This window comes from Companilactobacillus suantsaicola, assembly GCF_004745525.1.
Lineage (GTDB): Bacteria > Bacillota > Bacilli > Lactobacillales > Lactobacillaceae > Companilactobacillus > Companilactobacillus suantsaicola.
Genome location: NZ_RKLY01000010.1, coordinates 26643 through 53423 on the forward strand (window position 1 = coordinate 26643; position 26781 = coordinate 53423).

19 protein-coding genes are annotated in these 26781 nt (G+C 37.1%); 14 read left to right on the forward strand and 5 right to left on the reverse strand.

Annotation, left to right across the window (positions count from 1 at the left end; genetic code table 11):
• The 5 genes from EGT49_RS05190 (at position 1) to EGT49_RS05210 (ending at position 7435) form a co-directional block, all read left to right on the forward strand.
• Entirely contained in the window at positions 1-978 is a 978-nt protein-coding gene (locus tag EGT49_RS05190; protein WP_135372203.1) for a ribose-phosphate diphosphokinase, read from the forward strand.
• 609 nt (positions 979-1587) lie between these two features.
• Positions 1588-2292 carry a trehalose operon repressor gene (gene treR, locus EGT49_RS05195; protein ID WP_135372205.1) on the forward strand — a complete coding sequence of 235 codons (705 nt, stop codon included), beginning with the start codon at positions 1588-1590 and terminating at the stop codon, positions 2290-2292.
• 53 nt (positions 2293-2345) lie between these two features.
• On the forward strand, positions 2346-3857 hold the full coding sequence (locus EGT49_RS05200) for a PTS transporter subunit EIIC (protein ID WP_135372207.1): 1512 nt from the start codon (positions 2346-2348) through the stop codon (positions 3855-3857).
• A gap of 9 nt (positions 3858-3866) precedes the next feature.
• On the forward strand, positions 3867-6179 hold the full coding sequence (locus EGT49_RS05205; protein WP_167849758.1) for a glycoside hydrolase family 65 protein: 2313 nt from the start codon (positions 3867-3869) through the stop codon (positions 6177-6179).
• A 614-nt stretch (positions 6180-6793) separates the two neighbouring features.
• Complete coding sequence (locus EGT49_RS05210) at positions 6794-7435, forward strand: SDR family oxidoreductase (RefSeq protein ID WP_135372211.1); 642 nt, start codon at positions 6794-6796, stop codon at positions 7433-7435.
• Positions 7436-7503: 68 nt separating this feature from the next.
• On the opposite strand, the gene EGT49_RS05215 is transcribed toward EGT49_RS05210, so the two are convergent.
• The 3 genes from EGT49_RS05215 to EGT49_RS05225 form a co-directional block, all read right to left on the reverse strand.
• On the reverse strand, positions 7504-8652 hold the full coding sequence (locus tag EGT49_RS05215) for an MFS transporter (RefSeq protein ID WP_135372213.1): 1149 nt from the start codon (positions 8650-8652) through the stop codon (positions 7504-7506).
• Positions 8653-8806: 154 nt separating this feature from the next.
• Positions 8807-9169, reverse strand: a complete 363-nt coding sequence (locus EGT49_RS05220) for a hypothetical protein (RefSeq protein ID WP_135372215.1) — start codon at positions 9167-9169, stop codon at positions 8807-8809.
• 246 nt (positions 9170-9415) lie between these two features.
• Positions 9416-9874 (reverse strand): DUF2975 domain-containing protein, encoded by a 459-nt coding sequence (locus EGT49_RS05225; RefSeq protein ID WP_167849759.1) that lies wholly within the window; start codon positions 9872-9874, stop codon positions 9416-9418.
• 282 nt (positions 9875-10156) lie between these two features.
• Here EGT49_RS05225 and EGT49_RS05230 point away from each other — a divergent pair, with 282 nt between their 5' ends.
• The 6 genes from EGT49_RS05230 to EGT49_RS05255 all read left to right on the forward strand — a co-directional run bounded on the left by EGT49_RS05230 (position 10157) and on the right by EGT49_RS05255 (position 19616).
• On the forward strand, positions 10157-10993 hold the full coding sequence (locus EGT49_RS05230; protein WP_167849760.1) for a PRD domain-containing protein: 837 nt from the start codon (positions 10157-10159) through the stop codon (positions 10991-10993).
• A 104-nt stretch (positions 10994-11097) separates the two neighbouring features.
• Positions 11098-13092, forward strand: a complete 1995-nt coding sequence (locus EGT49_RS05235; protein WP_135372221.1) for a beta-glucoside-specific PTS transporter subunit IIABC — start codon at positions 11098-11100, stop codon at positions 13090-13092.
• Positions 13093-13158: 66 nt separating this feature from the next.
• Entirely contained in the window at positions 13159-14610 is a 1452-nt protein-coding gene (locus tag EGT49_RS05240; protein WP_135372223.1) for a glycoside hydrolase family 1 protein, read from the forward strand.
• Positions 14611-14728: 118 nt separating this feature from the next.
• Entirely contained in the window at positions 14729-14923 is a 195-nt protein-coding gene (locus EGT49_RS05245; protein ID WP_135372225.1) for a hypothetical protein, read from the forward strand.
• Positions 14924-15057: 134 nt separating this feature from the next.
• Positions 15058-17268 (forward strand): SLAP domain-containing protein, encoded by a 2211-nt coding sequence (locus EGT49_RS05250; protein ID WP_135372227.1) that lies wholly within the window; start codon positions 15058-15060, stop codon positions 17266-17268.
• Positions 17269-17381: 113 nt separating this feature from the next.
• A complete protein-coding gene (locus EGT49_RS05255) occupies positions 17382-19616 on the forward strand; it encodes an SLAP domain-containing protein (protein ID WP_135372229.1) in 2235 nt (744 codons plus the stop codon).
• A 65-nt stretch (positions 19617-19681) separates the two neighbouring features.
• On the opposite strand, the gene EGT49_RS05260 is transcribed toward EGT49_RS05255, so the two are convergent.
• Together EGT49_RS05260 and EGT49_RS05265 are read right to left on the reverse strand one after the other, a co-directional pair.
• Positions 19682-20887 carry an MFS transporter gene (locus EGT49_RS05260; RefSeq protein WP_135372231.1) on the reverse strand — a complete coding sequence of 402 codons (1206 nt, stop codon included), beginning with the start codon at positions 20885-20887 and terminating at the stop codon, positions 19682-19684.
• A gap of 199 nt (positions 20888-21086) precedes the next feature.
• The gene (locus tag EGT49_RS05265; protein WP_135372233.1) at positions 21087-23414 is read right to left on the reverse strand and encodes an HAD-IC family P-type ATPase; all 2328 of its coding nucleotides are present in this window, start codon (positions 23412-23414) and stop codon (positions 21087-21089) included.
• An 87-nt stretch (positions 23415-23501) separates the two neighbouring features.
• Between EGT49_RS05265 and EGT49_RS05270 the strand changes: the two genes are divergently transcribed.
• From EGT49_RS05270 to EGT49_RS05280, 3 genes are all read left to right on the forward strand, one after another.
• Positions 23502-24164: an HAD hydrolase-like protein gene (locus tag EGT49_RS05270; RefSeq protein ID WP_135372235.1), complete on the forward strand. Its 663-nt coding sequence runs from the start codon at positions 23502-23504 to the stop codon at positions 24162-24164.
• A gap of 2 nt (positions 24165-24166) precedes the next feature.
• Positions 24167-24982, forward strand: a complete 816-nt coding sequence (locus EGT49_RS05275; protein WP_135372237.1) for a hypothetical protein — start codon at positions 24167-24169, stop codon at positions 24980-24982.
• A gap of 123 nt (positions 24983-25105) precedes the next feature.
• Positions 25106-26773, forward strand: coding sequence for a glycosyltransferase family protein (locus EGT49_RS05280; protein ID WP_135372239.1), 1668 nt, complete (start codon positions 25106-25108; stop codon positions 26771-26773).
• The last annotated feature ends 8 nt before the right edge of the window (positions 26774-26781 follow it).

Consider the following 26781-nt stretch of genomic DNA (forward strand, 5'->3'; position numbering starts at 1 on the left):
ATGTCTAATAGTACATTAGATAACGTTGCTTTACTTTCTTTAAATGGTAATAGACCATTGGCTAAGAGAATTTCTGACTACATGGATATTCCATTATTGGATGCATCAGTTTCACACTTTAGTGATGGTGAAATCAACATTCAAATCAATGAAAGTATTCGTGGAAAAGATGTTTATATCATTCACTCAGTTTCAGATCCTGTTAATGACAATTTCATGGAATTGATGATTGCTGTAGATGCTCTTAGACGTGCCAGTGCACAAAATATCACTTGTGTGTTGCCATACTTTGCATATACTCGTTCAGATAGAAAGTCTCGTTCAAGAGAACCTATCTCAGCTAAGTTATTTGCTAATATGTTGGAATTGGGTAAGGTCGATCGCGTGATTGCCATCGATATGCATGCTGATCAAATTCAAGGATTCTTCGATATCCCAGTTGATCATTTACGTGCAATGCCAATTTTTGCAAGTTATTTTGAAAAGAAGATCAAAAATCCTGATGATTTTGTCTTCGTTGCACCAGATCACAATTCAACTAAACGTGCTCGTTCCTTAGCTGAAGTATTCGGTTCACAAATCGCCATCGTTGACCAAAGATCAACTGAAGACGACGAAGTTATTCCAGATATCATTGGAGACGTTGACGGCAAACAATGTGTTATCGTTGATGACTTGATCGATACCGGAACAAGAATGATCAATTCTGCCGAAGCCGTAAAAGTAGCTGGCGCAAAAACAATTTCAGCCGTAGCCACACATCCAATTTTCTCTAAAGATGCTGCTAAGAAACTAGAAGATTCCGACCTAATGGAAGTATTAGTTTCCGATTCAATCGTCGTACCAGAAGATTGCAAGTTTGCAAAATTAAAGATTCTTTCAGTAACAGATTTAGTAGGCGACGCAATCAGAATGACAGAATTAAACGAATCAATCGATTCATTGTTCACCGTCAGAGAAAGCTATACAGAAATCTAGAGAGTTGCTCTTACGTAACTCGTTTCAACTATAAAAATAAGAACAATGGTTATAACTAAAAAGGACTGTATTTACGATAATGTAATACAGTCCTTTTTTAATCCCAAAACAATAGAGCAAGATATTAATTAATACCACAATTAAACAAGGAACCAACCGAATAGAAACTCCATTCATCTCTGAAATTATCGGAATAAATACAAAGAAACGGATCTAGTCCGGAGCACAATCCCTGTGATGACTCAGCCGCCAAATTTTCCTTATCGCTTTAGCGATTAGGAAAAGACCTAGTTTTGAGATTTTGCGTACTTTGCAAAAGCTCAAAATAGCGTCGGCAGCGTTCCAGCTCATCACTGGGTTTGTGCGGAGGACGGCAATAAACCACCCACCCTCATAAGAACAGTGGTTTATATAAAATAATCAATCCAAAAATTAAATAATTATAAAAAATACAAACACAAAAATAAAAAACCAAAAAACTTGTCTAGTTTTAGTTCATTGGTTAGTTCGGCTTTTACTTCAACTTGTCTAGTTTTTTCAACAAAAGTTGACAGAACGGTAATGTAAGCGGTTTTTATTTGTGCTAATCTAAAGCTGTTGGAGGTCAAGATGAAAAAGTACTTGGTGATTTACCACGATTTGTTAAGTGGCATTCAAACGAAAAAATATCAGTCAGGAAAACTTCTTCCTAGTAATCAACAATTGGTCATGCGCTATCAGGTATCCCGGGAAACAGTGCGAAAGGCCATGCAGTTACTAGCAGATGAAGGTTACATCCAAACGATTCGAGGCAAGGGAAGTCTCGTGTTGAGTACTAAGCGTTATTCGTTCCCAGTGTCGTCAATTAAGAGCTACAAAGAAATCGTTAAAGAAAACGGACTTGATTCAAAAAATAAGATTGTCAAAGTAGAGAAACACGTTTTAGTACCGGAGAACTTACTTTTTGGATCACCGAAAATTTACGCCGAACTAATTGTGCGTGAACGGATCGTCAACGGAATTCCAACCATCCTTGATTATGATTACGTTAATGAAGAGATAGCAAAGGATATTCCGCTGGATGAAGCACAGAATTCACTCTTCAATTATTTCGAGGAAAACTTGGGCTTAACGATTGATTATGCGGTTAAACATTTGACGGTTGAACACGCTGAGTATGAGGATTGTAACCAATTAGGGATCGAACAGACGACGCCGATCGTGGTGGTCAGAAGTGAGACTCATTTGACTGACAGTCGAATTTTATCGTACACCGAGTCAAGGCATCGGGCGGACAAATTCAGTAGTATCGAGTTTGCCAGACGTCATCATTAACCAACAATAAATGGGGTCACTATTATTAGTGAAAACGAAAGGGATTGAAAACTATGTCAAAAACTAAAGATTATTCAGCCCTCGCATCAGAAATTATTAAGTATGTCGGTGGGCCAGAGAATATTCATAAAGTTATTCATTGTATCTCACGTTTAAGATTTTATTTGAAAGATGAAAAGAAAGCTCAAACTGAAAAAATTACTGCCCTTGATGGGGTATCGGGAGCTTTGTACAATGCCGGATTGGATCAATACCAAGTCGTTATTGGTCCGGCAGTAACTGATGTTTATGATCAAGTTATTGCTCAACTTGGTTCAGAATTTGCGGACGAAGATGCAACTGAATCAGCTGTTGATGAAACTAAGGCAGAAGCACCACAAAAACCAACTAATCTTTGGGGCTGGATTTCTAAAGGCTTCCAGCTTCTAATCGGAACAATTACCGGTTCAATGATTCCAATAATCGGATTGTTGGCTGCATCTGGTATTCTAAAAGGATTTTTGACTTTATTTACTTTTAACTTACATTTGATCGATACGAAATCGACAACTTACATCATTATTAACGCAATGGGCGATTCCGCTTTTTACTTCTTACCAATTTTAGTAGGTTACACTGCTGCTAAACAATTGAAATCTGATCCAATTGTTGTGGCTGCGATTGCCGGTGTATTAGTTCACCCTACGATTGCTGCTTTGTGGGCTGCACCTACTAAAGGAATGTCAACTTTGTTAGGAATTCCTTTGAACGCTGAATTTTTCGGTATTCCAATTCACATCCCACAGTACACTTATTCAATCTTCCCAATTATCTTCGCTGCTTGGTTAGCTAGACCAGTTGGTAATTGGCTCAAAAAAGTTTTGCCATTAAGTTTACGTTCTATTTTCCAACCATTATTCACGTTATTTATTGTTTCTGCTGCTGTCCTAGTTATCATGGGACCAGTTATTTCCTTGATTTCAAGTGGATTAGCCGCAATTATCAACCTCTTGGTAACAGCTAACGAAGCTATCGCTGGACTTGTTATCGGTGGTTTGTATCAAGTACTTGTTATCTTTGGTTTGCACTGGATGGTCGTTCCTATCGTTTCAAACGATATCGCTATGACTGGACACTCAGTGTTAAATGCTTTGATCAACTTTACAATGATTGCTCAAGGTACTGGTGCTTTAGCTGTTTGGGCTAAAACAAAGAATGCTTCAATTAAAGGTTTGTCACTAGCTGGTGCCTTGTCTGGTTATGCCGGCGTTACAGAGCCTGCTATGTATGGTATTAACTTGAAATACGGTCGTGTTTTCTGGATGTCTAATATCGGTGGTGCCGTTGGTGGCTTTATCGCCGGATTAATGAAGATCGATATGTTCGGATTCACTGGTTCATTGATTGGTTTCCCATCATTCTTCTCCAAGACAAATCCTAATAACATTTGGGCATTCGTGATTGCTAGTGCCGTTACTATCGTTGTTTCCTTTGTCTGTGTATACTTCTGGGGCTTTACAGATGCTGATTTAACAAAGACTAAGGATGCTAAGAAGAAGAACGTCTTCAAGGATGCTGTAAACTAGGAGGTTATGATGACTAATAATTGGCAAATCACTTATAAAGATATGCCAACCGGATCTAAGTCATACGGTCAAGAAGCACTGTTGACCCTAGGAAATGGCTATCTTGGTTGGCGCGGTGCACCTTTGATGAGCCGTTATAACGCTGACCACTATCCTGGACTTTACGTGGCAGGAGTCTTCAATCAAACAACGACCAACGTCAATGGACACGATGTCGTTAACGAAGACATAGTCAATTTTCCTAATCCTCAACTACTCAAGGTAAAAGTAGATAACGTTAGTATTTCAGTTCCCTATCACCAACGCTTGGCTACCTTAGATTTGAAGACAGGTGAATTAATTGAGGAACTAGTTTATCCAGTCGCTTCTGGACACTTGTTTGTGAAGACAACCAAAGTAGTTGATCCGGATAACTATCATCGTTTCGCTTTAAAAGTTGAATTGAGATTAGATTTTTCTGCTAGAGTCCAAGTCGATATGTTGATCGATGGTGATGTGAAGAATCAAAACGTCGTTCGCTATCGTGACTTTAATAGCCAAGAATTTTCTGTAGAGCACGTTGCTGATCAAGTTTTACAAGGTCAAACTTTGCAATCAAAAATCAAGTTTGCAATCGGTGCGAGAACCGTCAGTGAGGATGGAGATTTCACAACTAGTGCGACTTTAGATACAGTTGATGATCAACTGACGCTTGATTTGGCCGCTAATCAAACTTTGCAATTCAGTCGCGTGATGGCTATTTCGACCAGTTACGAGGATCAAAATTTCCTAAAAACGGTCCAAGATGCACTGACACACACGTTTGAAGAGATTGACCAAAACAGCCGCCAACATTGGCAAGAATTCTGGATCGACGGGGATGTTGTCTTAGATAGCGATGATCCAGATATTCAAAAGGTCATTCGTTTGAATATTTTCCAATTGCATCAAGCGGCATCAAAGAACAATCAAGATCTTGACGCTTCGATTGGTTCGAGGGGATTAACTGGTGAAGGCTATCGAGGACACATTTTCTGGGATGAACTATTTGTCATTCCTTACCTAGCCAAAACAAATCCAGTAGCCGCTAAAGCAATTTTAAAGTATCGAATCAAAAGGTTGCCAGCCGCTCGAAAAAATGCTCAAGCACAAATGGAGCATGGAGCAATGTACCCTTGGCAGTCAGCAAGTTTGGGGGACGAGCAAGCACAATTTATCCACTTAAATCCCATCAGTAATCAGTGGTACCCAGACAATTCCCGCCTACAAAGACACGTTTCATTAGCAGTAGTTTACGATTTGTGGAGTTATACTCACATCACCGGTGACTACAGTCTAATGACACACGGTGGCCTAGAAGTCTTACTACTGACTAGCAAATTCTGGCTAGAGAAACTCGAGTATGACGGTCAAAACTATCACTTGTCAGGCGTTATGGGTCCAGATGAATATCACGAAGCTTATCCTGATACGAAACAAGGTGGTCTATCTGACAATGCCTACACGAATCTGATGCTAGTCTGGTCGTTAATGTGGCTGTTAGACTTACAAGAAGATTCACCAGTCTACTTCCAGCAAATCTGCCAAAAAGTTGGTTTCAGTACTGACCTGTTAGAAAAAGCCGCTGAAGTGACTCACAGATTAAAAGTATTCACGAATCAAGAAGGAATAATCGAACAGTATAACCACTACTTCGAATTAAAAGACTTGAATCTAACTGAATATGCCAAGAAATATGGAGACATCCACCGAATCGATCGAATCCTGACTTCAGAAAACAAGTCAGCAAACAATTATCAGGTAGATAAACAAGCGGACACCTTGATGATGATCTACAATTTCGGACCACAAGTCATGGCCAACGTCTTAAAGAAATTAGGAGTTTCAGTTTCGGATGATTGGCTAACGAAGAATCGAGACTACTATTTAGCCAGAACCGTTCATGGCTCAACCATGTCTCGCCCAGTTTACGCCAGTATCGACGCTAATTGTGGAGACAGTGAAGCAGCTTGGAAGAAACTCCAAATAGCCATCCGCTCCGATTATGATGACATCCAAGGTGGAACAACCGCCGAAGGAATCCATATCGGCGTTATGGGCTCAACACTAACAGTGATGATGCGTGATCTGGCGGGTGTAAAGCTAATTGGATCAGAACTAACCGTAGATCCAAAACTACCAAAAACTTGGCACAAGTTATCCTTCAGTCAAAAGTACCGTGGCAATAGTTATCACTTCACTTTTGAACATAACACCGTTACAGTCTCAGCAGAACACAGTTGCTTGATCAATATCAAAGGCAAAGAGTTCAAGCTAGAAAGTAAACAGGCAGTAACGTACTAGGGTGGTTTGTTGGTGAGATATTCCGGACTAAATAACGAATCTATTAGTTATATACTTTCCAATTATTTAAGAATAGTAATCCTATTCTGAAGTAGACCTTGATATTTTAACTGTTTACAATGTTTTTAACGTTATAAAAATTAACAAATAAAAAAAGAGGATATTACAATATTGCAAAATTTTGCAGTAGCAGTAATATCCTCTTTTTTTGAAATAAATTAATAGAAATATCAAAGCGTTATAACGCATTTAAACTATAAAATAATTCTGTATTTAATAAAATAGAAGCTATATCCATTTTTGAATTAAATACAATAAATGCAAAGAACTAAAATCTAGTCTGGAGTAACAGCTCTGGGAAATGCTCAGCCGTGAAATTTTTGTTAATGCTTTAGCATTTACAAAAAGGCCAATCTTGGAGATTGCGCGTACTTTGCGTAAGCTTCAAGTTGTGCCCACAGCGTTCCAGCGTTTCCCAGAGCTGTTGCGGAAGACGGCATCTAACCACCAACAACAAAAAAGAACGACACCAAATAAAATTTACCTCGAGACATAATAATAGAATATCAAGATAATTATTGTTAAGGTGAAAACATATGAGGAGGTAATTATTGATGAAAGTACTTATTATTGGTGCACACGGTAAAGTTGGCCGTTTGCTAGTAAATGAATTGCAAGATAGAAAAGTTGACGTGGTTGCTGGTTTGAGAAAAGAAGAACAGATCAAGTCATATCAAGCAGATGGGATTGCTACACAATACATCGACTTGACGGCACCATTTGCTGAAATTAAGCAATCTATCGCCGAATCAAAAGCTGATGCAGTGGTCTTTAGTGCCGGTGCTGGTGGCGCAAGTGATGGATTGACAATTGAGATTGATCTCGATGGAGCTATTAAGACGATGGATGCAACTGAACAATTAGGCATCAAGCGTTATGTAATGGTCAGTGCTGTCTTTAGTGATGATCCAAGTAAGTGGGGTGCTTCAGGTATTAGACCTTATTACACAGCTAAACACTATGCTGACAAGTATTTGCGCAGTACGAACTTAGATTATACAATCGTTCATCCAGGAACTTTGACCGATGAAGCTGCTAATGAAAAAATCAATCTTCAAAGTAATTACGAAGGTGGTTCAGTTCCAAGAGCTGACGTTGCTAAAGTAATTGCTCAATCACTTGAAACACCTTCAACAATCAAGAAGGACATCAATTTTGTTTCTGGTGATGAACCAATTGATGAAGTTGTCAGATAGAGAGCGGAACAAGCCAGTTTAGATAAAAAAAGTCGCGTGATCACTATTTTGATCACACGACTATTTTTTTATCCCAAAAGCTTTCGATTGAACCAATAAATCAAAACAATCAATGGCAGAGTGAGCATCATGATAGGGTAGAACCAGGTCATTGGCAAGAAATTGCTAATCAGACCACCGATAATTGGTCCCAGCGACATGCCTAAATCGACGCCGACAAAGAAGGTACTGTTGGCAATCCCGTGCTCATCTTGATTGACGACCATCAAAGCTTTCGCCTGGCAAATTGAGAACATCAAACCGTATCCCACTGCTAGACCAGTGGTACTTATCAACAGATAAAATAAGTTAGTCAGATGGGTCAAGCCGATTAGACCAATTAAATTACCGACTAAACTTAGCCACAAGAATTTCTTGAAAGGAATGCGGTCAAACAAATCACGCATCAAAATTCGCAGAACTAACAAAATAACCGCATAAATAGGAAAGAAGATTCCCGCTGAAACGTTGAGGTGGAGTCGAGTAATGTAGCTGACTAGATAAGTTTGGGTAGCAAAATATGGTAAAGAGAATAACAGTAAAATAATTGCAATAGGGACAACTTTAGGATGGACAATTCGAAGTCGTCTCTTTTTGGTAGTTTTTAAAATGGTAGGTAAACCACGATTGGTGACGAATTGGATGATAATTATCAATAGGAAACTAGATGCAGCAGCAACCCAAAATGAAGCTTGGTGACCAACATGTTTGTAGAGAAAAATACTGATCGCCGGCCCACAAGCCATACCGAGTGCGTTGGCAAGACCATAAATTCCCATACCAGCACCAACACGAGTCGGTGGTAAGAGATCAGCAATCCAAGTCGACATACAGACCGAGCACATCGTATAACCAATTCCGTTGATAATTCTTAAACCGGTAATGATAGCCAAATTAGTCGTTAAACCATAACCAAGATTGGCGATTAATAAAAAACTAGCCCCAATCATAGTTAACTGATATTTAGAAATTCGATCAGTCAGATTACCAGCAATCGGTCGCAGTAAAAGTGAAGTGATGTTCATAATACCAGCAATTAAACCGGCAATGGCACTAGTAGCTCCAATACTTTGAGTGAATTCGGCAATGATCGGCGTGATCAACATCGAGCTCATCATATAGAAGAAACTAGCAATCAAAACGAGTGTAACATTAGTAGTAAATAATCTTTTTTTCATAAATAATATCTCTTTTTATAATTTGTTCCATTAGAAATATTATAATTTTCATTTTTCTTTTGCAAATGAATAGAAATAAGACCTGGTGGAACAAAAAAACTCGATTGGCCGTATCTGAGCCCAATCGAGTTTTTTGTGGAAGACGAAATACTTATTATGCCAAAGAAGTTTCCGGAACAAAGCCGTGTTTCTTCTCTAGCTTGTGAGAAATAGTTGTTCTGAGATGTTCATTTTCAAAAACAACTTGTGTGAATTCATTTCGACCTAGAAAACGAGCAACTTGTTTTGAAAAATAATTAGTCTTTAACAGATCACGTTTCTTAGAACGTTTCATAAAACGTTGAATGAATTTATTGATTATTAAATCGCCAAATTTAATAACAAGTGGGATTCTGATTTGTTTGGTGTTAGCGGTATACCAAACTTTTTGATTATCAAGTGTGATAATGAGTTCGTCACCACCAACATAGGGAATCTTCTTTGTATTCATGGCTACAACAGCAATATTTTTTGTCATATTCAAGACTCCTTATTATGTTTATTTATTAGCATAATATCATAATAAAATTTATATCGGTTCAAAAAAGAATTACTCATAGAATGATTTATGCTTCTATCCCCGTTAACTCAAGTATAGTCGAGTTTATAGACATTTTGTAGCGTTATTTCGATGGTTATCAGTTGACAGCGTTTCCAAAATATCTGATTAATATTTTGACCAACTTTATTAAAGCAAAACATTAATAAAGGTAGCTTAAAAAGGCTATTTTGTCAGCAAATTTATCGCATTGAGTAAAATTTTTTCCATCACCGAAACAAAAGCTGCGATTGTCAAAGGGATGAAAATTAATATCAGAGCTAAGATGATAATTCCTGGCGTGTTATCGATTTTGGCGGCCGAATAGGCTAGGGGGATGATTGCTAAAAATAAAATTGTGCAGCTAATTAGTGAATAGCGAATCTTTCTGACATAGCTTAGTGCCTTTTCAGTGAAAAAGTTATTCGTGCTAAGGAGTTTGTATAACTGAAACAAATAAAAACTGATGATTAGGATTATAATAGTGGCGATAAAAACAGGTATGCTAGTCATGGTGATTAGATTAAAGCTTGGTTTATTTTGAAGAGAACTAAGAATTTCCAGTAATAACATAAGTGAGAAGAGAGAAACGAATAGATCAGCGATAATTGTAATCGTTTTGAGCCAGAAAGTATTGATTTTCATAGTTTTGACCTCTTTTTTGATTAGGAATAGTTTACTTGAAATTTTATCGAAAAACAATATAAACATATCGAATAACAATGGATAATGATTGTGTGATTACTAAATTATTTATTTTTGGCATAAAAATTTTCTAAAAATGACTTGACTTAGTTTTAAGAAAACGCTAACATAGTGCTCGTAAACAAAAGAGCGTGTTACTGATTCGATCAGGCATAAACCTACTGAGCTGTTACACTATTAGTGTACGGTTAGTGGGTATTTTTTTTGAGGAGGTATGGATTTTTGAAATTTGTCAAAAATTATAATAATAATGCCGCCCTTGTCGTCGATGACGAAAACGTTGAATGGATGATTGTTGGAAAGGGAATTGGATTTGGAAAGAAACCGGGGGATTTGGTGGACGCATCAAAAATCACTCAGAAATTCAAGTCTGTTAATAATGATGAGCTTGATACTTTAGAAGAGTACGATGAATCGATTATCAACGTCACTTCCGATATTGTTCAGGATGCTGAAAGCTTTTTGAAGGTTAAATTCAATGACCATCAATATTTGATTTTAGCTGACCATATCAATTTTGCTTATGTACGCGCTCAAGATGGAATCGAGTTTACAGATCGAGCTGTTAGTTGGGAAGTAAAGAAATTATTTCCTAAAGAATATGAGGCTTCAGCTCGAGCAATCGAAATTATTAAAAAGGATTTGGACGTTGTATTTCCTAAAGGTGAGCTGGTTTTTCTGACTTATCATTTCGTTAATCTCGAAAATGAGAAGGAAAGTTTGCAAGATACGATTCAAGTTTCTAAGATGATTGCTGATATTATCAATATTATTCAAATAAGCTATCATACGACTTTAGATGATGAATCATTCAATTACAGTCGTCTGGTGTCACACTTGCGATATTTTCTAATTAGAAAATTGAAATCTAGTCAAGTTTCAAGCGAACAATTGGATCCGAGTTTATTGAAACTGATGATTGCTAAGTATCCAGATGAGAACAATACAGTCCAAAAGATTTCGACATTTTTACGCAATACTAAAGGATGGGCACTCTCTGAAAATGATCAAGTTTACTTGATTTTACACGTTTGGCGAGTGACCCATCGAAACAATTAAATATAAAATAGCGTGTTACTGTTCGGCAGGCATTAGCTCAAGATTTACAGACCTTTTTTAGAGGTGTGTTGTCTTGAGCTTTTTTGTTGGAGAAGGAGGATATTATGATTAAAGACTACGACGGTTTAGCTAAAACTATCGTTAAATTAGTTGGTGGCAAAGACAATGTTAAAAGTGTTGTTCACTGTGCCACAAGATTACGTTTTAGATTAAAAGATGAGAAAAAAGCTAGTACGAATGAGTTAAAAGATACTGAAGGTGTCGTAACGGTCGTTCAAAGTGGTGGCCAATACCAAGTTGTTATTGGTAATGAAGTTGCTGACGTATACGATCACGTTATCAAAGTCGGTGGTTTTCCTGATGGGGGAACGGTTGATGCTGATGATGATTCAGATGAAAAAACTAGTGTCTTAGATAAATTTATTGATTTAATTTCAGGAATTTTTGCTCCAGCTTTAGGTTGCTTGGCTGCCACTGGTATGATCAAAGGTTTAGCAACTATTTTATTAACAACTGGGCTTGTGACTGAAAAATCTGGTACTTATATTGTGCTTTATGCTATTGGTGATGCATTTTTCTACTTCCTACCAATTATTTTAGGTTTGTCAGCTGCTAAGAAATTTGGCGTTGACCAATTTATCGGGTTATCGATCGGGGCAGCTTTAGTTTATCCAACTATCGTTGCTTTGAACCCAACCGCTGCCACTGGTAAGCCATTATTCACTTTGTTTGCTGGTACAGCTTTGTCTTCACCAATTCACATTACGTTCTTAAAGATTCCGGTAATTATGATGAACTATACCTCATCAGTTATTCCGATTATCGTAGCGATGTGGATTGCTTCTAAAGTTGAAGGATATTTAAAGAAGGTTATCCCAACTTTTGTTAAAACTTTCTTAGTACCATTCTTTACTTTGATTGTTGTTGTTCCATTAACACTATTAGTTGTTGGACCTGTCACATCATGGATCAGTGATGCTTTGGCTGCTGGTGCTTCTGGTCTTTACAACATGAGTCCAATTATCACTGGTATTTTGATCGGTGGTTTGTGGCAAGTACTTGTTATTTTCGGTTTGCATTGGGGACTAGTTCCACTTGCTATGTTGAATCTTCAAAACTTACAATATGATCCAATTCTTGTTTTAACTGGTGCTGCTTCATTTGCTCAAATCGGAGCTGTTCTAGCTGTTATTATGAAAGTTAAGAGTAAGAAGATTCAAGGTCTTGGTTGGTCAGCCTTCTTATCTGGTATTTTTGGAATTACTGAACCAGCTATTTACGGTATCACTTTGCCACGTAAAAAGGTCTTCGCAATGAGTTGTATCGGTGGCGGAATCGGTGGTGCCATCTTAGGATTATTCGGAACTAAAGCTTATATGGTCGGTGGACTGGGAGTCTTCTTATTACCTAGTTACATTGGACCAAATGGTATCAATATGGAATTTTACGGAGCTATCATTTCTTGGATCGTAGCTTTTGCAGTTACTCTAGGTCTTGCCTTAGTATTTGGTTTCAATAAAGAAGATTTGAAAGCAGAAAACGCCGTTACAGAAACAGATAATAATGAACCAGAATTAGCTACAGCTATGGTGGGTTCAACTGCTACCGCTACACCAGCACCAGAAGTAGTTGAAAAAGCTGATGTTACACCAGAAACAATCGTTAGTCCGATCAAGGGAAGCGTCGTTTCATTGAGTGAAGTTAAAGATGAAGTGTTCTCTTCAGAAGCTTTGGGTAAAGGAATTGCTATTTTGCCTGATGAAGGTAAGGTTTATTCACCAGTTGATGGAAAAGTTTCGGTAGTTTTCCCAACTAAACATGCAATTGGATTAAACTCCAACGATGGAGCTGAGTTATTGATTCATATCGGAATGGATACAGTTCAACTTGAAGGTAAAGGATTCACGAGTCACGTTGAACAAGATCAGGAAGTTAAGAAAGGTCAACTCTTGATGGAATTTGATGTCGATGGTATCACGAGCCAAGGTTATGACGTTACGACACCAGTTGTAGTAACTAATAGCAAGGATTATAACGGCGTTACAGTCGAGAATAACGGCCAAGTAAATGTCGGTGACAATTTAATTGATTTAAAATAGAACTTGTTTTCTGAAGAAAGAAAACGTTAACATATAACTATATTGAGATGAAGGAGATATTAATTTATGACTGAATTTCCAAAGAATTTCTTGTGGGGTGGCGCTACTGCTGCTAACCAATTTGAGGGTGCCTGGGATGTTGATGGCAAAGGCGATAGTACTGCTGACCACTTGTTAGGTGGAACTTATGAGACACCACGTGTGTTCACTAAAGAATTTAAAGATGGTGCTTATTATCCTTCACATCAAGGTAGTGACTTCTACCACCACTACAAAGAAGATATTAAGTTACTGGCTGGTATGGGCTACAAGACTTACCGTTTGTCAGTTGCTTGGACAAGAATTTTTCCAAATGGTGATGACAAAGAACCTAACCAAAAGGGATTAGACTTCTACCGCAATGTTTTCGAAGAGTGTCACAAATATGGCATCGAACCACTTATAACAATTTCTCATTACGAGATGCCTTATCACTTAACTGAAGCTTACGGTGGCTGGGGTGACCGTCGTGTCATCGACTTCTACGTTAAATACGCTGAGACTTTGTTTAATGAATATAAGGATCTTGTAAAATATTGGTTAACATTCAATGAAATCAATATTGGGATGATGTTTGGTGGCTACATGTCACTAGGACTTCCTGTTAAAGAAGGTTCGGCTCCATTCAATCCTAAGATGAGTAACGATGATATCCAACAAAATCTTCAAGGTTTACACCACCAATTCGTTGCCAGTGCTTTGGCTGTCAAAATTGGTCACAAGATCAACCCTGACAACATGATCGGTTGTATGATTGCTGGTAATGTTAGTTATCCGTTGACTTCAAATCCTGATGATATTTTGAAGGCTCAATTGGCTAACGAAATGAACAATTACTACTGTGGTGACGTGCAAGTCCGTGGTGCATATCCTCACTTTGCAAAACGTTTCTGGGCTGAACATGATGTTAAATTGAACATCACAGCTGAAGATAGTGAAGTTCTAAAAGAAGGTACAGTTGACTTCTATTCATTCAGTTACTACTCATCAAATGCTTTGACAACTGATGAAAGTAAAGCTGATGCCGCTGGTAACCTTAGTACAGGTGTTAAGAATCCATACTTGAAGTACAGTGAATGGGGCTGGGCAATGGATCCTAAAGGACTTCGTTGGTATCTAAATGATGTTTACGGACGTTATGGTATTCCAGTTATGGTTGTTGAAAATGGACTAGGCGCTCGTGATACAGTTGAAAAAGACGGTTCAATCAACGATGATTATCGTATTGAATATCTCAAGGGTCATATCGAACAAATGAAAGAAGCTATCAAAGATGGTGTTGATTTGATTGGTTACACTCCTTGGGGCTGTATTGATCTTGTTTCTGCCGGTACTGGTCAAATGGCTAAACGTTATGGTTTCGTTTATGTTGACCGTGACGACGATGAAAAAGGTGATTTCAGCAGAACACCAAAGAAGAGTTACTACTGGTATAAGAAAGTTATCGAATCAAATGGTGAAGATTTGAGTAACGAATAATAAAAAGCTCTCACATAGTGGGGGCTTTTTTTGTATGAAATTTTAAGGCATCTTGATTGCGAAATTGAAATTTTCCTTCCATAATTAAGATAGAAGTATAAAAGAGGTAGTGTTTTTTATGAAAGATAAGGTCCCGAAAGTTACTTTAGGAATTTCAATATTGGTTTTTATGATTTTGGCGATTGGATCATTTTTCTATAATCAACCACATGCTCTATTGGCATTGTTTGCTGTGATTGTGTTGTCGATAGTTTATTTAGGCGGTATGGAAAAGAATCATAAAGATTTTATGGATCATCATAAGCGTGAATAACGTTCAAATTTCAAAAAAAATACATAATAGTTAAAAAAAGAAGGTGTTTTCTGATGAAAGCGCCTTCTTTTTTCCTTAAATCCTGATATTCTATATACATAGGGTCATATTATATATGTCAGGGAGATACTACGATGAAGAAAATGCGGACGGTAATTTTAACGAGTATTTTGTTATCAGCAACAGTTTTGGGAAGTAATGTTTCACTAATTGATGCGGCGTCTAAGAAGAGTACGCCGATTTTGGTTAAAAGTGAATTGACCGACCAAGAAAAAGCCTTGTATGTGAAGGATGCGAGAACAAAGGAATCAAGTATTTCTGATTTTGCTCCGAGAGTACTTTTTTCAACTTTAGAAGATGGTGAAAATTTGCCAATGGCTCCAATTTTTGAAAGTGGTACTGTTTCTGCAGAAAATTATGAAGAAGTTTTGGCTAAAGAGTTAGGTGTCGTGGACGATAGTTTTAAACCATTGACAATGAATGTCAAATCAATTGATGAATCACATGGATTCATTAATCAAGTTAGTTATACAGACCCAGAAACGAATACGACAAAGACTTTTAATATTGATTACCAATTAAAAAGTCCTGAAGTCAGTGATGGTTTGCAGTATGCCTTGAATTTTAAGTATGGGACTTCTCTTGAGAAGTATCGTTTGATTATTGAAGAAGGTAATAAGGGAAGTAATTTAAATACTGATTCTAGTAATATACAGGCAACCGCCAAAAATGGAACAGATATGAAAGGTAATAAAGATACAGCTACTGTTTCATTAACACACGGTTTGGATGAGAATTTTGGTGAAACGAATTCAGAGGTCACTTTTACTACCAAAGATGATTTGTATGATGTTCCTGATGTAGTAACTACTAGGGAAGTAAAGGTCTTTAAAGAACCTGATTGGTCTAAAGTTAATGCGTCGATTCAATTAGGTGATAAAGATATTTTAGATGCTTCGACAAGTTTAAAAGATGAAAACGGCAACGATTATATGGTGACAATTACTAATCCTGAAGATATCAATATAAATAAAGCCGGGACTTACGAAGCTAAATTTAAAGCAATTGGTATGAACATTAGTCCGGCGGAAGAGTACGGAACAGGTAAAAATATTTCGTATACTAAAACGATTCCGATTACTGTTTCAGATGATAAGTCAGAAGTTAATTATAATTATTTGGTAGTCGATAAAAAGACTGGTAATACAATAGCTTCACAGTCAGGTTCAGCGGCTGATGGTACAAGTATCACACTTGATAAAGCTAATTTACCGACGGGATACACATTAACAGATGCACAAAAGACATTTACGGTCGATGCTAAGAATCCAACTAAAGTAGCAACAGTTGCTAAAGATGTCGATTATACGATTACGTTTGTTGATAAAGATAACCAAGAAAAAGTTGGCCAAATAAGCGATACAGGTAAGGAAGGTGAGTCAAGATTAGTTACAGCTCCTGACGGCTATACCTTAGATGATAGTACCGACATGATTTATACACTCGACAGCACTGAACCAGAAAAAACTATTTTAGTTTCTAAAGGCAGTATTTTGACTCAAGATTTGAATTATACAATTAAATACACCGATGTTGATACTGACAAAGTTATTTCCGAGAAAAAAGGAACTGGTAAACTTGGTGATCAAATTACGGCTGTCGCACCCGATGGTTATGTGATTACCGATTTGACTTCTGCTGGATTCACTTTGACTAAAGATGATGATTCATTCACTTGTTATGTCAAAAAAGCTGATACGCCATACAACGTCACTTATGTTGATCAAGATACCGATGAAGAAGTAGGTACACAAAAAGGATTAGGAATTGTTGGTGAAAAAATCACTTTGAAAACACCAGCTGGCTACACTTTTGTGAATGCCAACGATGCGACTTATGAAGTTGATAAAGACAATCCCAACGCCAAAATTTTTGTAAAACAATCGACTCTGACGGAAGACAATTTGCTCACAACTCATCCATATGAAGGTTACGTTGAAATTTATGACGAAAACGGTAAATTGAATAAGGATGTTGTTCTTTCGCAAAATACTGACTGGGCCACTGATCAGAAGAAAACAATTGATGGCGTAGACTATTATCGAGTAGCGACGAACCAATATGTCAAAGCCGATTCAGTGTATGTTTACTCACCACTCACGGGAGTCGTTACAACTTCAAAAGTGACTCCGGTTTATAATTCCAAAGGCCAATTAGTACTCGATCGAGCTTTGGACAAAGATGCTCCATGGTATTCAGATAGAATTTCTAAAATAAAAGGTGAAAAAATGTATCGTGTTGCGACTGATGAATGGGTCAAGGCAAGCGATGTAACCGAACAATAAAAAAGAGGAACCACTTTTGAAAAAAACTTCAAAAATGGCTCCTTTTTTAATGCAAGACTGCTATGCTTTATGTGTTAAGAAGATAAATATTATAGTCAGGGAGATATTTATTTATGAGAAAAATTACAACGATGGCTTTAGCAGGCTTGATGCTTTCAACAACTATTTTGGGGGCAGCAACACCGGTTATTGCGGCAAAAAATGCAGATCCAATTCCAGTAACAGACGAGACTGGAAAACAAGCGAAGGCATTAACAGCGGTCTCAGAGCTTGATGACACAGATGTTGATAACACAGATACCGATACAGCTAATGGTCAAAGAGCATTTGATGATTTGAAGGACGGAGCAACTTTAGATGTGGTACCAGTTTTTAAAGAGGATGCTCCAACGGCTACAAAGTATCAAGATTTATTGCAAAAGGCGATAGGAATTGTTGATAAAAACAAACAAGAAGTTCCTATGACTATTAAAGATCATGATAAAACTACTGGTTTTGCCTCGGTAGTTAGTTATACCTCAAATGGCGAAACTAAGACCTTTAATTTGAAATATAATTATTACCAACCTTCTTTACATACAGAGACTGGATTTGAGAATCCACTCATTTTCCAAGCAGATAATATGCCTGATAATTTTAACAATATAATCACTAGCGGAGAAAATTTGAATAATGAACACTCCAATGTAGTCAAGGATGCTAATAAAAATAAGACCGATTTGAATGGACATGTTGGTAATAATCAAACGACTATTACTCAAAAATCTGATGATATTGAGAAAAAAGGTGGAACTGTTACCTTTACTCCTGAAGATATTACTTACAAAGTTAAGGGAGAACCCTTTGTTCGTCAGGTTAAGGTCTATGATGGGCCCGATTGGAGTAAATTAAATAAAACTATTCAATTAGATAAGAATAACAAATTGGATTTGAATAATTATCAAGTTCTATCAGACGATAATGGGAACAAGTATCGAATTTCAATTGATTCTAAAACAGTTGATGTAACTAAAGCTGGTCAACAAAAAGTGGATTTTGTAGCGCATGGAATCAAGGATGATGGGACAGATGCCATTCAAACGAGAACTAAGAGTCCTAATACACCGGTTGAATATACATTATCCAATCAAACATTAACTGTCTCAGATAACACCGAACAAGTTAATTACAACGTATTAATTGTTGATAAAAATACTGGCAAAATCGTTGGTTCACAAGCGGGACAAGCTGCTAATGGTTCAACTCAAACGGTTGATCCTACAAAAGTACCAGCTGGATATACTTTGACCGATGCCCAAAAGAATTTCACCGTTGATGATGAAAATCCTACGAAAGTCATCACAGTTGCTAAAACAGTTCCTTATGAAATCACCTTTATTGATAAAAATACCAACACCAAAGTTGGGGATGTTCAAACTGGAAACGGTGAAGAAGGCAGCGACATTCTCCTAAACGCACCGGAGGATTATGAATTTGTTAATAGTGCTGATATGATGTTCAAATTGAGTAGTGATACGCCTAAGAAGACTATTTATGTAAAAAGTAAAAAGTTAGACTTGCAGAATTTCAATTACACAATTCAATATAAGGATGCTGATACTGACAAGGTAGTTGGAAAAACCACTGGTAAAGGCAATTTCGGTGACTTTATCAAAGCAACAGCCCCTAAAGGTTATTCAATCACTGATTTGAAGTATCAAGGCTTTGTTTTGACTAAAGACAAAGATAGCTATGTCAGTTATGTCAAAAAAGCTGATACTAATTATCAAGTAACTTATATTGATCAAGCAAATGACCAAGAAGTCGGCACTGAAACTGGTAAAGCTGCTCAAGGGGCAATTGTTACTTTGACTGCACCAAAAGGCTACATTTTCACAACTGCTTCGGATGTCACTTTGAAAGTTGATAAAAATTCCGGAGTCGTTAAAATTTATGTGAAAAAGTCAGATGCGACTGAGACGAATTTAATTACGACTTATCCTGATAGTGGTTACGTAGCTATTTATGATGAAAATGGTAAATTGAATAACGACGTTGTATTGTCACAAAATTCTGACTGGGTAACAGACCAGACTAAGACAATCGATGGAGTAACATACTATCGTGTGGCAACTAACCAATATGTCAGAGCAAGTTCGGTTTATAAATATCAACCATTCAGTGGGGTTGTGACAACTTCAAAGGAAACAGCTGTCTATAATTCTAAGGGACAGTTAGTAATTGATCGCGCACTTGATAAGAATACGCCTTGGTACACTGACCGTACTAGTGAAGTTAAAGGTGAAAAAATGTATCGTGTGGCGACTGATGAATGGGTCAAAGCAAGCGATGTTTCGATTAATAACTAAAAAAACGTTGAGTAATGACCCAGCGTTTCTGATTGAAGACAAACTAAATTTACTATTAAGTAAATCTAAAGTTTGTCTTCTTTTTTTTGATGGTATAAAACAATTATCAAACCAAATATTATTGTGATGATGCCAACAATTTTCCATAAAATTAAAGTTTTTACATTAATCCATACGGCAAAGTAGCTGACAACTGAAAAGAGTGCAAACGTAGAGGTTACTAATGCATGCATGGCTGATATATTTCCGACATTAAATGATCGATACATTAGTTTTTCAAAAACGTTTCCTGACATTCCCATGACTATTCCCGCTATTAGAAGAAGGGCCAGTCGCATGAAGTTATTGATGGAAAGTGTTGCACCTATGAAACAACTTCCGGAAACGACATAGTCAAGGGTAAAAAATGTTGAGGCATTCCATTTAATTAACGGAGCAAAGATACCACCTACTAAATCCCCTGTTTTTTGAACGGCATTGACAATCGAGAACACTGCTACCGATAGCCCTAACTCTTTCATAGTTAATGGCAATAGTTGGAATAATAGACCAGTCAAACCTCCTAAAATTGCTTCAAACAAAATAATTAAAAAGGCTGGCATTGTATGTGAGAATTGATATAACGAATCTAGCATTTGCTTTAAATATGAATGCTCAGGTACATTTTGTTCAATAGAATTTTGGATATTGAGGCTTGTATCGTAACTAATTGATCTATAAAAAATAATTCCTATTGGTGCACTAATAAAGCTAGTCATTAATAGCCAAAAACTATCATGTCTCACAAGCATAAGTGAGCTGACAATATTAGTTAAGATTATTATTCCAGCTCCCATGAAATATTGAAAATCAACGGATTTTTCGATCATATCTTCATCTTCTTGAAAAACGATGGGAACAAATCCAACTTCTACAGAACCGGAAATTGTGCTGACGGCACTCAATATAAAATATAGAACGCCAATACTAGACAGATTGATATGTTTTATTAAAAATATTCCATCAACAAGAATAGTAATAGTCGAAATTAATTGAAGATTTATCAAAATTCGTTTGTTATTTTTTATTCGGCCTAATTTTGGAGATAGAAAAATAATCAAAGCAGGTGGGACTGCAGCCATTCCTCCAAATATTGCTACTATGTGAGCATTAGCTTTATATTGTTGGACTAACAAATAGAGAAGTACTGTTGAATACATGGTAAATGAAATTAATAATAAGGCTTGACCTATGACTAATTTAAAAAGGTTTCTATTTTGTTGAGATAGCATCTATCAAAGACCCCCATCTGTCCAAGTTAGTCTAAACAATTTTTCTAAATTGTAATTATTATTTAGCATTAATTACAAATAATTAGAATTTACGTATGGTATTCATTTACGGATACCGTATTTTTGAGCAATTAAAAAAGACAAAGTCTCAAAAGTGAGTACTTTGTCTTAAGTTTTAATTGTTAAGAAAAAATCGAATTTATTTCCAATTTATTCTTGAAAATACACGTCTTCCCAGAACTTCACGCATGAACATAAACAGTGGCCATGCGGTTAGGAAGATAGCGACAAATAAGTAGGTATATTGCAGATTCAAGATACTTTCGATACCAAACGCGGTATGTCCGAAAATGAAAGTAACGATGAAAAGAACAAAGGAAATTCCAATCATAACTTGCTTTCTGATGAATAATGGATTACTGATAGAAATCAAAGCACAGTAACCGATGATGCCAATCGTGAAGACAGATAAGGTCGAGGTTGTATCGTAATTAAAGTTGAAATGTTTACCTAAAACTGAAATGGTAATAATGAAAATAATATTACACAAAGCTGACGGTAGAGCAATCTCCATTACGTTACGCATGAAGCGACCGGCTGGTGGGGTATAGTTTGGCTCCAAGGCTAATAAGAAAGTTGGGATTCCCACGGTTAAAGCGTTGATAGGCGTTAATTGTGAAGGCTGGAATGGATAACCGGTTCCTAAAATGATGAAGATGATCGACAAAACGACTGAGTAAATCGTCTTGATCAAAAACAGTGAAGCGACACGTTCGACGTTGTTGATCACTCGGCGGCCTTCGTTAAGCATGAAAATCATCGAGTCAAAGTTCCGGTTCAACAAGACGAAATCGGCACTCGCTTCGGCGGCATCGCTTTCACCAGCAATCGCTACACTACAGTCGGATTGGCGCATGGCCAAAACATCGTTGACACCATCCCCAGTCATTCCCACCGTTAAGCCATTATCTTGCATAGCTGAAATTAGATCGGCTTTTTGGGTTGGCAGCACTCGTCCAAAAATTTTGTATTGCTTGACTAAATCGTGATAGTCATTGTCTTTGACTGTACTCATGTCGATATAGTCTTTGCCACTACTAATTCCCGCCTGAGCAGCAACGTTTGCGACCGTGACCGGATTGTCACCTGAGATGATTTTCAAATCGATTCCTTGATTACGCAAATAATTGAACGTATCAGGAGCTTGAGGCCGAACTTCGTCCGCAATCAACATCAGTCCGAGCAAATTTTGCTGGGTGGATTCTTGCAGAATAGCAATCACGCGATAGCCATCTTGAGCTGCCTGTTGAACAGTTCTAGTAACTTCTTTGGTAGGATTTTGAATGATAAATTCTGGCGCACCCATTAAATAACCCACACCTTTAGAAACAAAACCAGAATATTTTGTTTCAGAAGAAAAAGGAATCACTTCATCGACCACGGCGGAAAATGGTTCAACCTTTAGATTGGCAATTGCCTGAGCAGTGGCGTTAGTTTCTTGAGTTGCGACAACGATTCGACTGGCAATAGCTTGCAGTTTTTCTTCAGTCACACCAAAAGTAAGCGTCTTTTTGACGGTTAAATTGCCAGTAGTAATCGTACCTGTCTTGTCCAAACAAAGTGTATCAACTCGGGCCAAGGTCTCAATGGCACTCAATGACCTGACCAAAATATTTCGTTTGGATAAATTGTACGATCCAGTGGCTAAGGCAACTGAAGTCAATAAGACTAAACCTTCAGGAATCATCCCGATAACCGAAGCGGAAGTTCCCAAAATTGATTGGGCAACGTCGCCATTTCTTAAGAATGAGCGGAAAAATAAAAGAAGTCCAATTGGGATGATAGTATATGTTAAAATCTTAATAATGTTATTAATTATTTTCATTAAAACGCTAACAGAACGTTTGTCTGTTCCAACAGCTGAAGATAGTTTAGAAACAAAACTTTCATGACCAACTTGGGTCAATTGAATCTTCGCTAGACCGGCAATTGCAAAACTACCTGAATAAACTGGGTCACCAGTACTTTTAGTGATTGTATCTGATTCACCGGTGATACCTGATTCATTAGTTTGTAGACCATTAGAAGAACGAACGATTCCATCAGCGGGCATTGTATCGCCACGTTTGATCAAAACTAAATCATCTTCAACTAAGTCGTCAATGTCGACTTGTTTTTCCGCACCGTCACGTATGACGGTGAATTTAGAAGTGTTAACGAGACTGATTTTATCAACGGTTAATTTAGCCCGAATTTCTTGATAACTACCGATGATGACATTTGCGATAACGGGGCCTAAGAAGAACAGATTACGATATGAACCCGTCCAAAAAATTAAGCCTGCGATAACAACGTTTAATAAGTTAAAAAGCGTAAAAATATTGTCGGCTAAAATTTTGGGAATCGGACGCGATAATTTTTTAATTTGGACGTTGATCAGTCCTTTTTGAACTTGCGTATCAACTTGTTGAGTAGTGAGTCCATTTTCGAGACTGGTATACGTTTGTGGTTGCTTGATTTTTACCATACTCTACCTACGACTGTTAGTTATTTTTAATTGATTGCTATATAATCTTTACATAACTTAAATTTAACATAAAAGGATGAATAAAATTTGAACAATTTGTTTTTTGATCTTGATGGCACCATAATTAATTCGGAAATTGGTATCATGAAGAGTTTACATTACATGTATGAACATACTTTGGGCTATATTCCACATGATGATGCAACTTTGCACACATTCATCGGGCCAACTATTGGTGCTTCACTTCAAAAATATGATCACGTCGAAGCTGATGATCCAATCATCAATCAAAGTTTACTGGCTTTTCGTGAATATTACCAAGATGAAGGCTGGCAAGAGTTCACGGTTTATGATGGCGTCTATGATATGTTAGAATCCTTAAAGAAAGCTGATAAGCAGTTGTTTATCGCTACTTCAAAGCCAGAGATTTTTGCCAAGAGAATCATTGATAAGTTAGATATGAAACAATATATTCGCCATGTTTTTGGCGCCGCTGAAGATGAATCGATTCGTTCGTTAAAGGAAGATGTTATTGCCTATGGAATCGAAAAGACTTCTGTGGAACTAGATCCTAAAAATCTTGTTATGGTAGGGGACCGTAATAGTGATATCGTAGGGGCACATAAAAACAATTTGAAAGCTATTGGCGTTACTTATGGATTCGGGGATTTTGACGAACTGAAAGAAGCAAATTCAGAATGGATCGTCAATTCACCACAAGAAATTGTTAATCTAGCTATGGAGAAGTAATTATGAGCAAGTCATTGTCATACAATCGACACGGTTTCACCCTGATTCTATTGTCCATCTGTTTGATGGTCATAGTCTTTTTGGGGATTACTATGTCTACTGTGCTGAGTAGTAGTTATGTAAAAAAAGTGGTTAGTAGCGATACTAATGTGACTTTGATCAAAAATTATACGAATCAACGCTTGGGTAGACTAGTCAATAGTTATTCGATTTCGACTAATTTGTCAGCCGTTAATTTGACTGACTCTGATGTCAGAAAAATTATTAACACCTCAGTGGATGAAGTGTACGATGATGACTCGCAACTAACGATTGGGACAACGATTTTAGCAACCATCGGTAGTAAATTAAAAGCCGAAGCTAGAAATTACAATCTCAATATCGGTACCGAAATTGATACCGTAATTCAAAATAGTGAACCCTTGATGAACCAAATTGTCGATAATGACTTGGGGCCAATTGAGCGTGGACTCGTCAAAATGCAGACGATTAAACGTCAAATTAAAGTGGTGATTGCTTCAAGTGCTATCATCTTTTTGTTGCTGGCGATTCGTTTACGTTCAAAAGTCAGCTCCAATATGTTATTTTTCCATCACTTAGGAACCGTCGGTATTTGTACATCAATTTTGTTAGCGATAGTTTTGGGATGTGGCTATTACCCATTGCAGGATTTGATTGTCACTAATATTGACTACAACGTTAGAGACGTATTGTATAACGTTTTGAATGGCATCTTTTTAAGCTATATTTCGATTATTTTCATGGTCTTTATTTTGAGTCTGATCGATTGGGGTAGCACCTTAAAATATAAATATTAAACTAGTTGTTTGACTGATTATCAATAAAGTCGTATTAATAAAGTAATAATAAATGAGGGAACTTGGGGACTAATTTGTCTTCGAGTTCCTTTTTTTTGAACGCGGACTTTGTTGGAGAAAAAAATGGCTGAAATTTTAAAAAAACATCGTTTAACTTTTACTTTATTATTGTTTCTCGTAATGAGTATCGTCTCACTCTACATAACTGATATTAACAACGGTCATATTTGGTCATACTTGGATATTGAGACCGATGGCCTTTTCCATATTTTAAGAATCCAAGGACTGTATGAAGCACTCAAACATGGCACAATATTTCCGGCAGTCAATATGTCGTTTATGAATGGATTGGGATATATCGTCAATCTCTTTTATTCTGATTTGTGGCTGTATCCGGCAGCAATTTTGCGCTTCTTTTTTAAAACAGCTCCGGCCTTTGTAATATATTACGTCTTCTTAAATTTTTGTACTTTCGTCAGTTCGTTTTTTACATATAAATATGCCAGTAAAGATTACGCCAAAAGTCTGTTGTTTTCCTTTGTCTATACCCTAAGTACCTATCGAATCTTTGATATGGTCAGAAGATTTGATTTGGGCGAAGTTTTAACCTTGACCTTTTTACCAATCGTCGTTTTAGGCGTCTATGAAGTTTTCTATGCCGACGAGAGTAAGTGGTTACTACTCACAATTGGAATGGTAATGGTGATCTATTCACACTCACTGTCACCAATTCTGATTGGCATCTTTATCGTTTTGGTAATGCTGTTTCGATTAAAAACTTTGATTCAACAACCAAAAAGAATTATCAAATTAGTTTATTCAGGTTTGATGGCTTTGTTATTGAGCGCCGCCTATTTTCTACCGATGTTCGAACAGCTGCACCACACCCAGTTCAAATTGACCCAACCGACAGTCGATGTCGCCAATCGTAGCCTACCAGTTTTACAAGTGTTCAAATTTAGTTGGCATAATTATTTGCACCAACAAAACATTGGGTTAATTTTGATCTTGGTAGCGATTTTAATCCCCATCACGCTAGTTAAAGTGAAAAGCGCTGCTATTAGAGACTTCGCAATTATCGGCGAGATCCTGTTACTAATGACGACTAAGTTATTTCCATGGAGTTTTTTTGAAAAGACTCCGCTAAAAATCATTCAATTTCCTTGGCGCTTGGATATGTTGATCACGATTCTGTTCGCAATTTATTTAGTCAGTGCACCACTAAATTTCCTGAAACAAGATTGGCAAAAAATCATTTTAGGCGTCGTAGTCGTCTTATTGATGTTTAATAGCCAATTAGCTTTGATTAGAAACTTTCCTAATCAGTATGACAGCTATGCTTCTTTTGATCACTTGGATTCTTACAGCATTGGTAGTGGCGAGGAGTATTTGCCTAAGGATGCGAATTTGCAACAATTACGTCGAACCAGTCGTAAACCGATTTTAGTAGGAGTAGGTACGGTCAACCATTTCAAAAAACAAGGAACAAAGTTAACGTTTGACTTTCAAGGGACGAAAAACACCAAGATAATTTTGCCAATTATTGGTTATTACGGTTATTCGACTAAAGATTCACTTGGCAAAGTGTCAACTCTGACAATGAGAAAAAATGGTCTAGCACAGATTCGAGTCAGTGGTCACGGTAAGGCAATCGTTGATTACTACCCAACTATCGTCCAACAGGCTAGTCGCGTGATTTCTATTTTTAGTTTATTTGGATTATGCTTTGACCTAAGTTATAAAAAAATAATGAAAAAGCGGGTATTTTTTTCAGGAAAAAAGATATTATAATGATACGT

Coding starts and splice junctions, on each gene's coding strand:
- EGT49_RS05190 (WP_135372203.1), top strand. CDS start 1: ATGTCTAATAGTACATTAGATAACGTTGCTTTACTTTCTTTAAATGGT.
- treR (WP_135372205.1), top strand. CDS start 1,588: ATGAAAAAGTACTTGGTGATTTACCACGATTTGTTAAGTGGCATTCAA.
- EGT49_RS05200 (WP_135372207.1), top strand. CDS start 2,346: ATGTCAAAAACTAAAGATTATTCAGCCCTCGCATCAGAAATTATTAAG.
- EGT49_RS05205 (WP_167849758.1), top strand. CDS start 3,867: ATGACTAATAATTGGCAAATCACTTATAAAGATATGCCAACCGGATCT.
- EGT49_RS05210 (WP_135372211.1), top strand. CDS start 6,794: ATGAAAGTACTTATTATTGGTGCACACGGTAAAGTTGGCCGTTTGCTA.
- EGT49_RS05215 (WP_135372213.1), bottom strand. CDS start 8,652: ATGAAAAAAAGATTATTTACTACTAATGTTACACTCGTTTTGATTGCT.
- EGT49_RS05220 (WP_135372215.1), bottom strand. CDS start 9,169: ATGACAAAAAATATTGCTGTTGTAGCCATGAATACAAAGAAGATTCCC.
- EGT49_RS05225 (WP_167849759.1), bottom strand. CDS start 9,874: ATGAAAATCAATACTTTCTGGCTCAAAACGATTACAATTATCGCTGAT.
- EGT49_RS05235 (WP_135372221.1), top strand. CDS start 11,098: ATGATTAAAGACTACGACGGTTTAGCTAAAACTATCGTTAAATTAGTT.
- EGT49_RS05240 (WP_135372223.1), top strand. CDS start 13,159: ATGACTGAATTTCCAAAGAATTTCTTGTGGGGTGGCGCTACTGCTGCT.
- EGT49_RS05245 (WP_135372225.1), top strand. CDS start 14,729: ATGAAAGATAAGGTCCCGAAAGTTACTTTAGGAATTTCAATATTGGTT.
- EGT49_RS05250 (WP_135372227.1), top strand. CDS start 15,058: ATGAAGAAAATGCGGACGGTAATTTTAACGAGTATTTTGTTATCAGCA.
- EGT49_RS05255 (WP_135372229.1), top strand. CDS start 17,382: ATGAGAAAAATTACAACGATGGCTTTAGCAGGCTTGATGCTTTCAACA.
- EGT49_RS05260 (WP_135372231.1), bottom strand. CDS start 20,887: ATGCTATCTCAACAAAATAGAAACCTTTTTAAATTAGTCATAGGTCAA.
- EGT49_RS05265 (WP_135372233.1), bottom strand. CDS start 23,414: ATGGTAAAAATCAAGCAACCACAAACGTATACCAGTCTCGAAAATGGA.
- EGT49_RS05275 (WP_135372237.1), top strand. CDS start 24,167: ATGAGCAAGTCATTGTCATACAATCGACACGGTTTCACCCTGATTCTA.
- EGT49_RS05280 (WP_135372239.1), top strand. CDS start 25,106: ATGGCTGAAATTTTAAAAAAACATCGTTTAACTTTTACTTTATTATTG.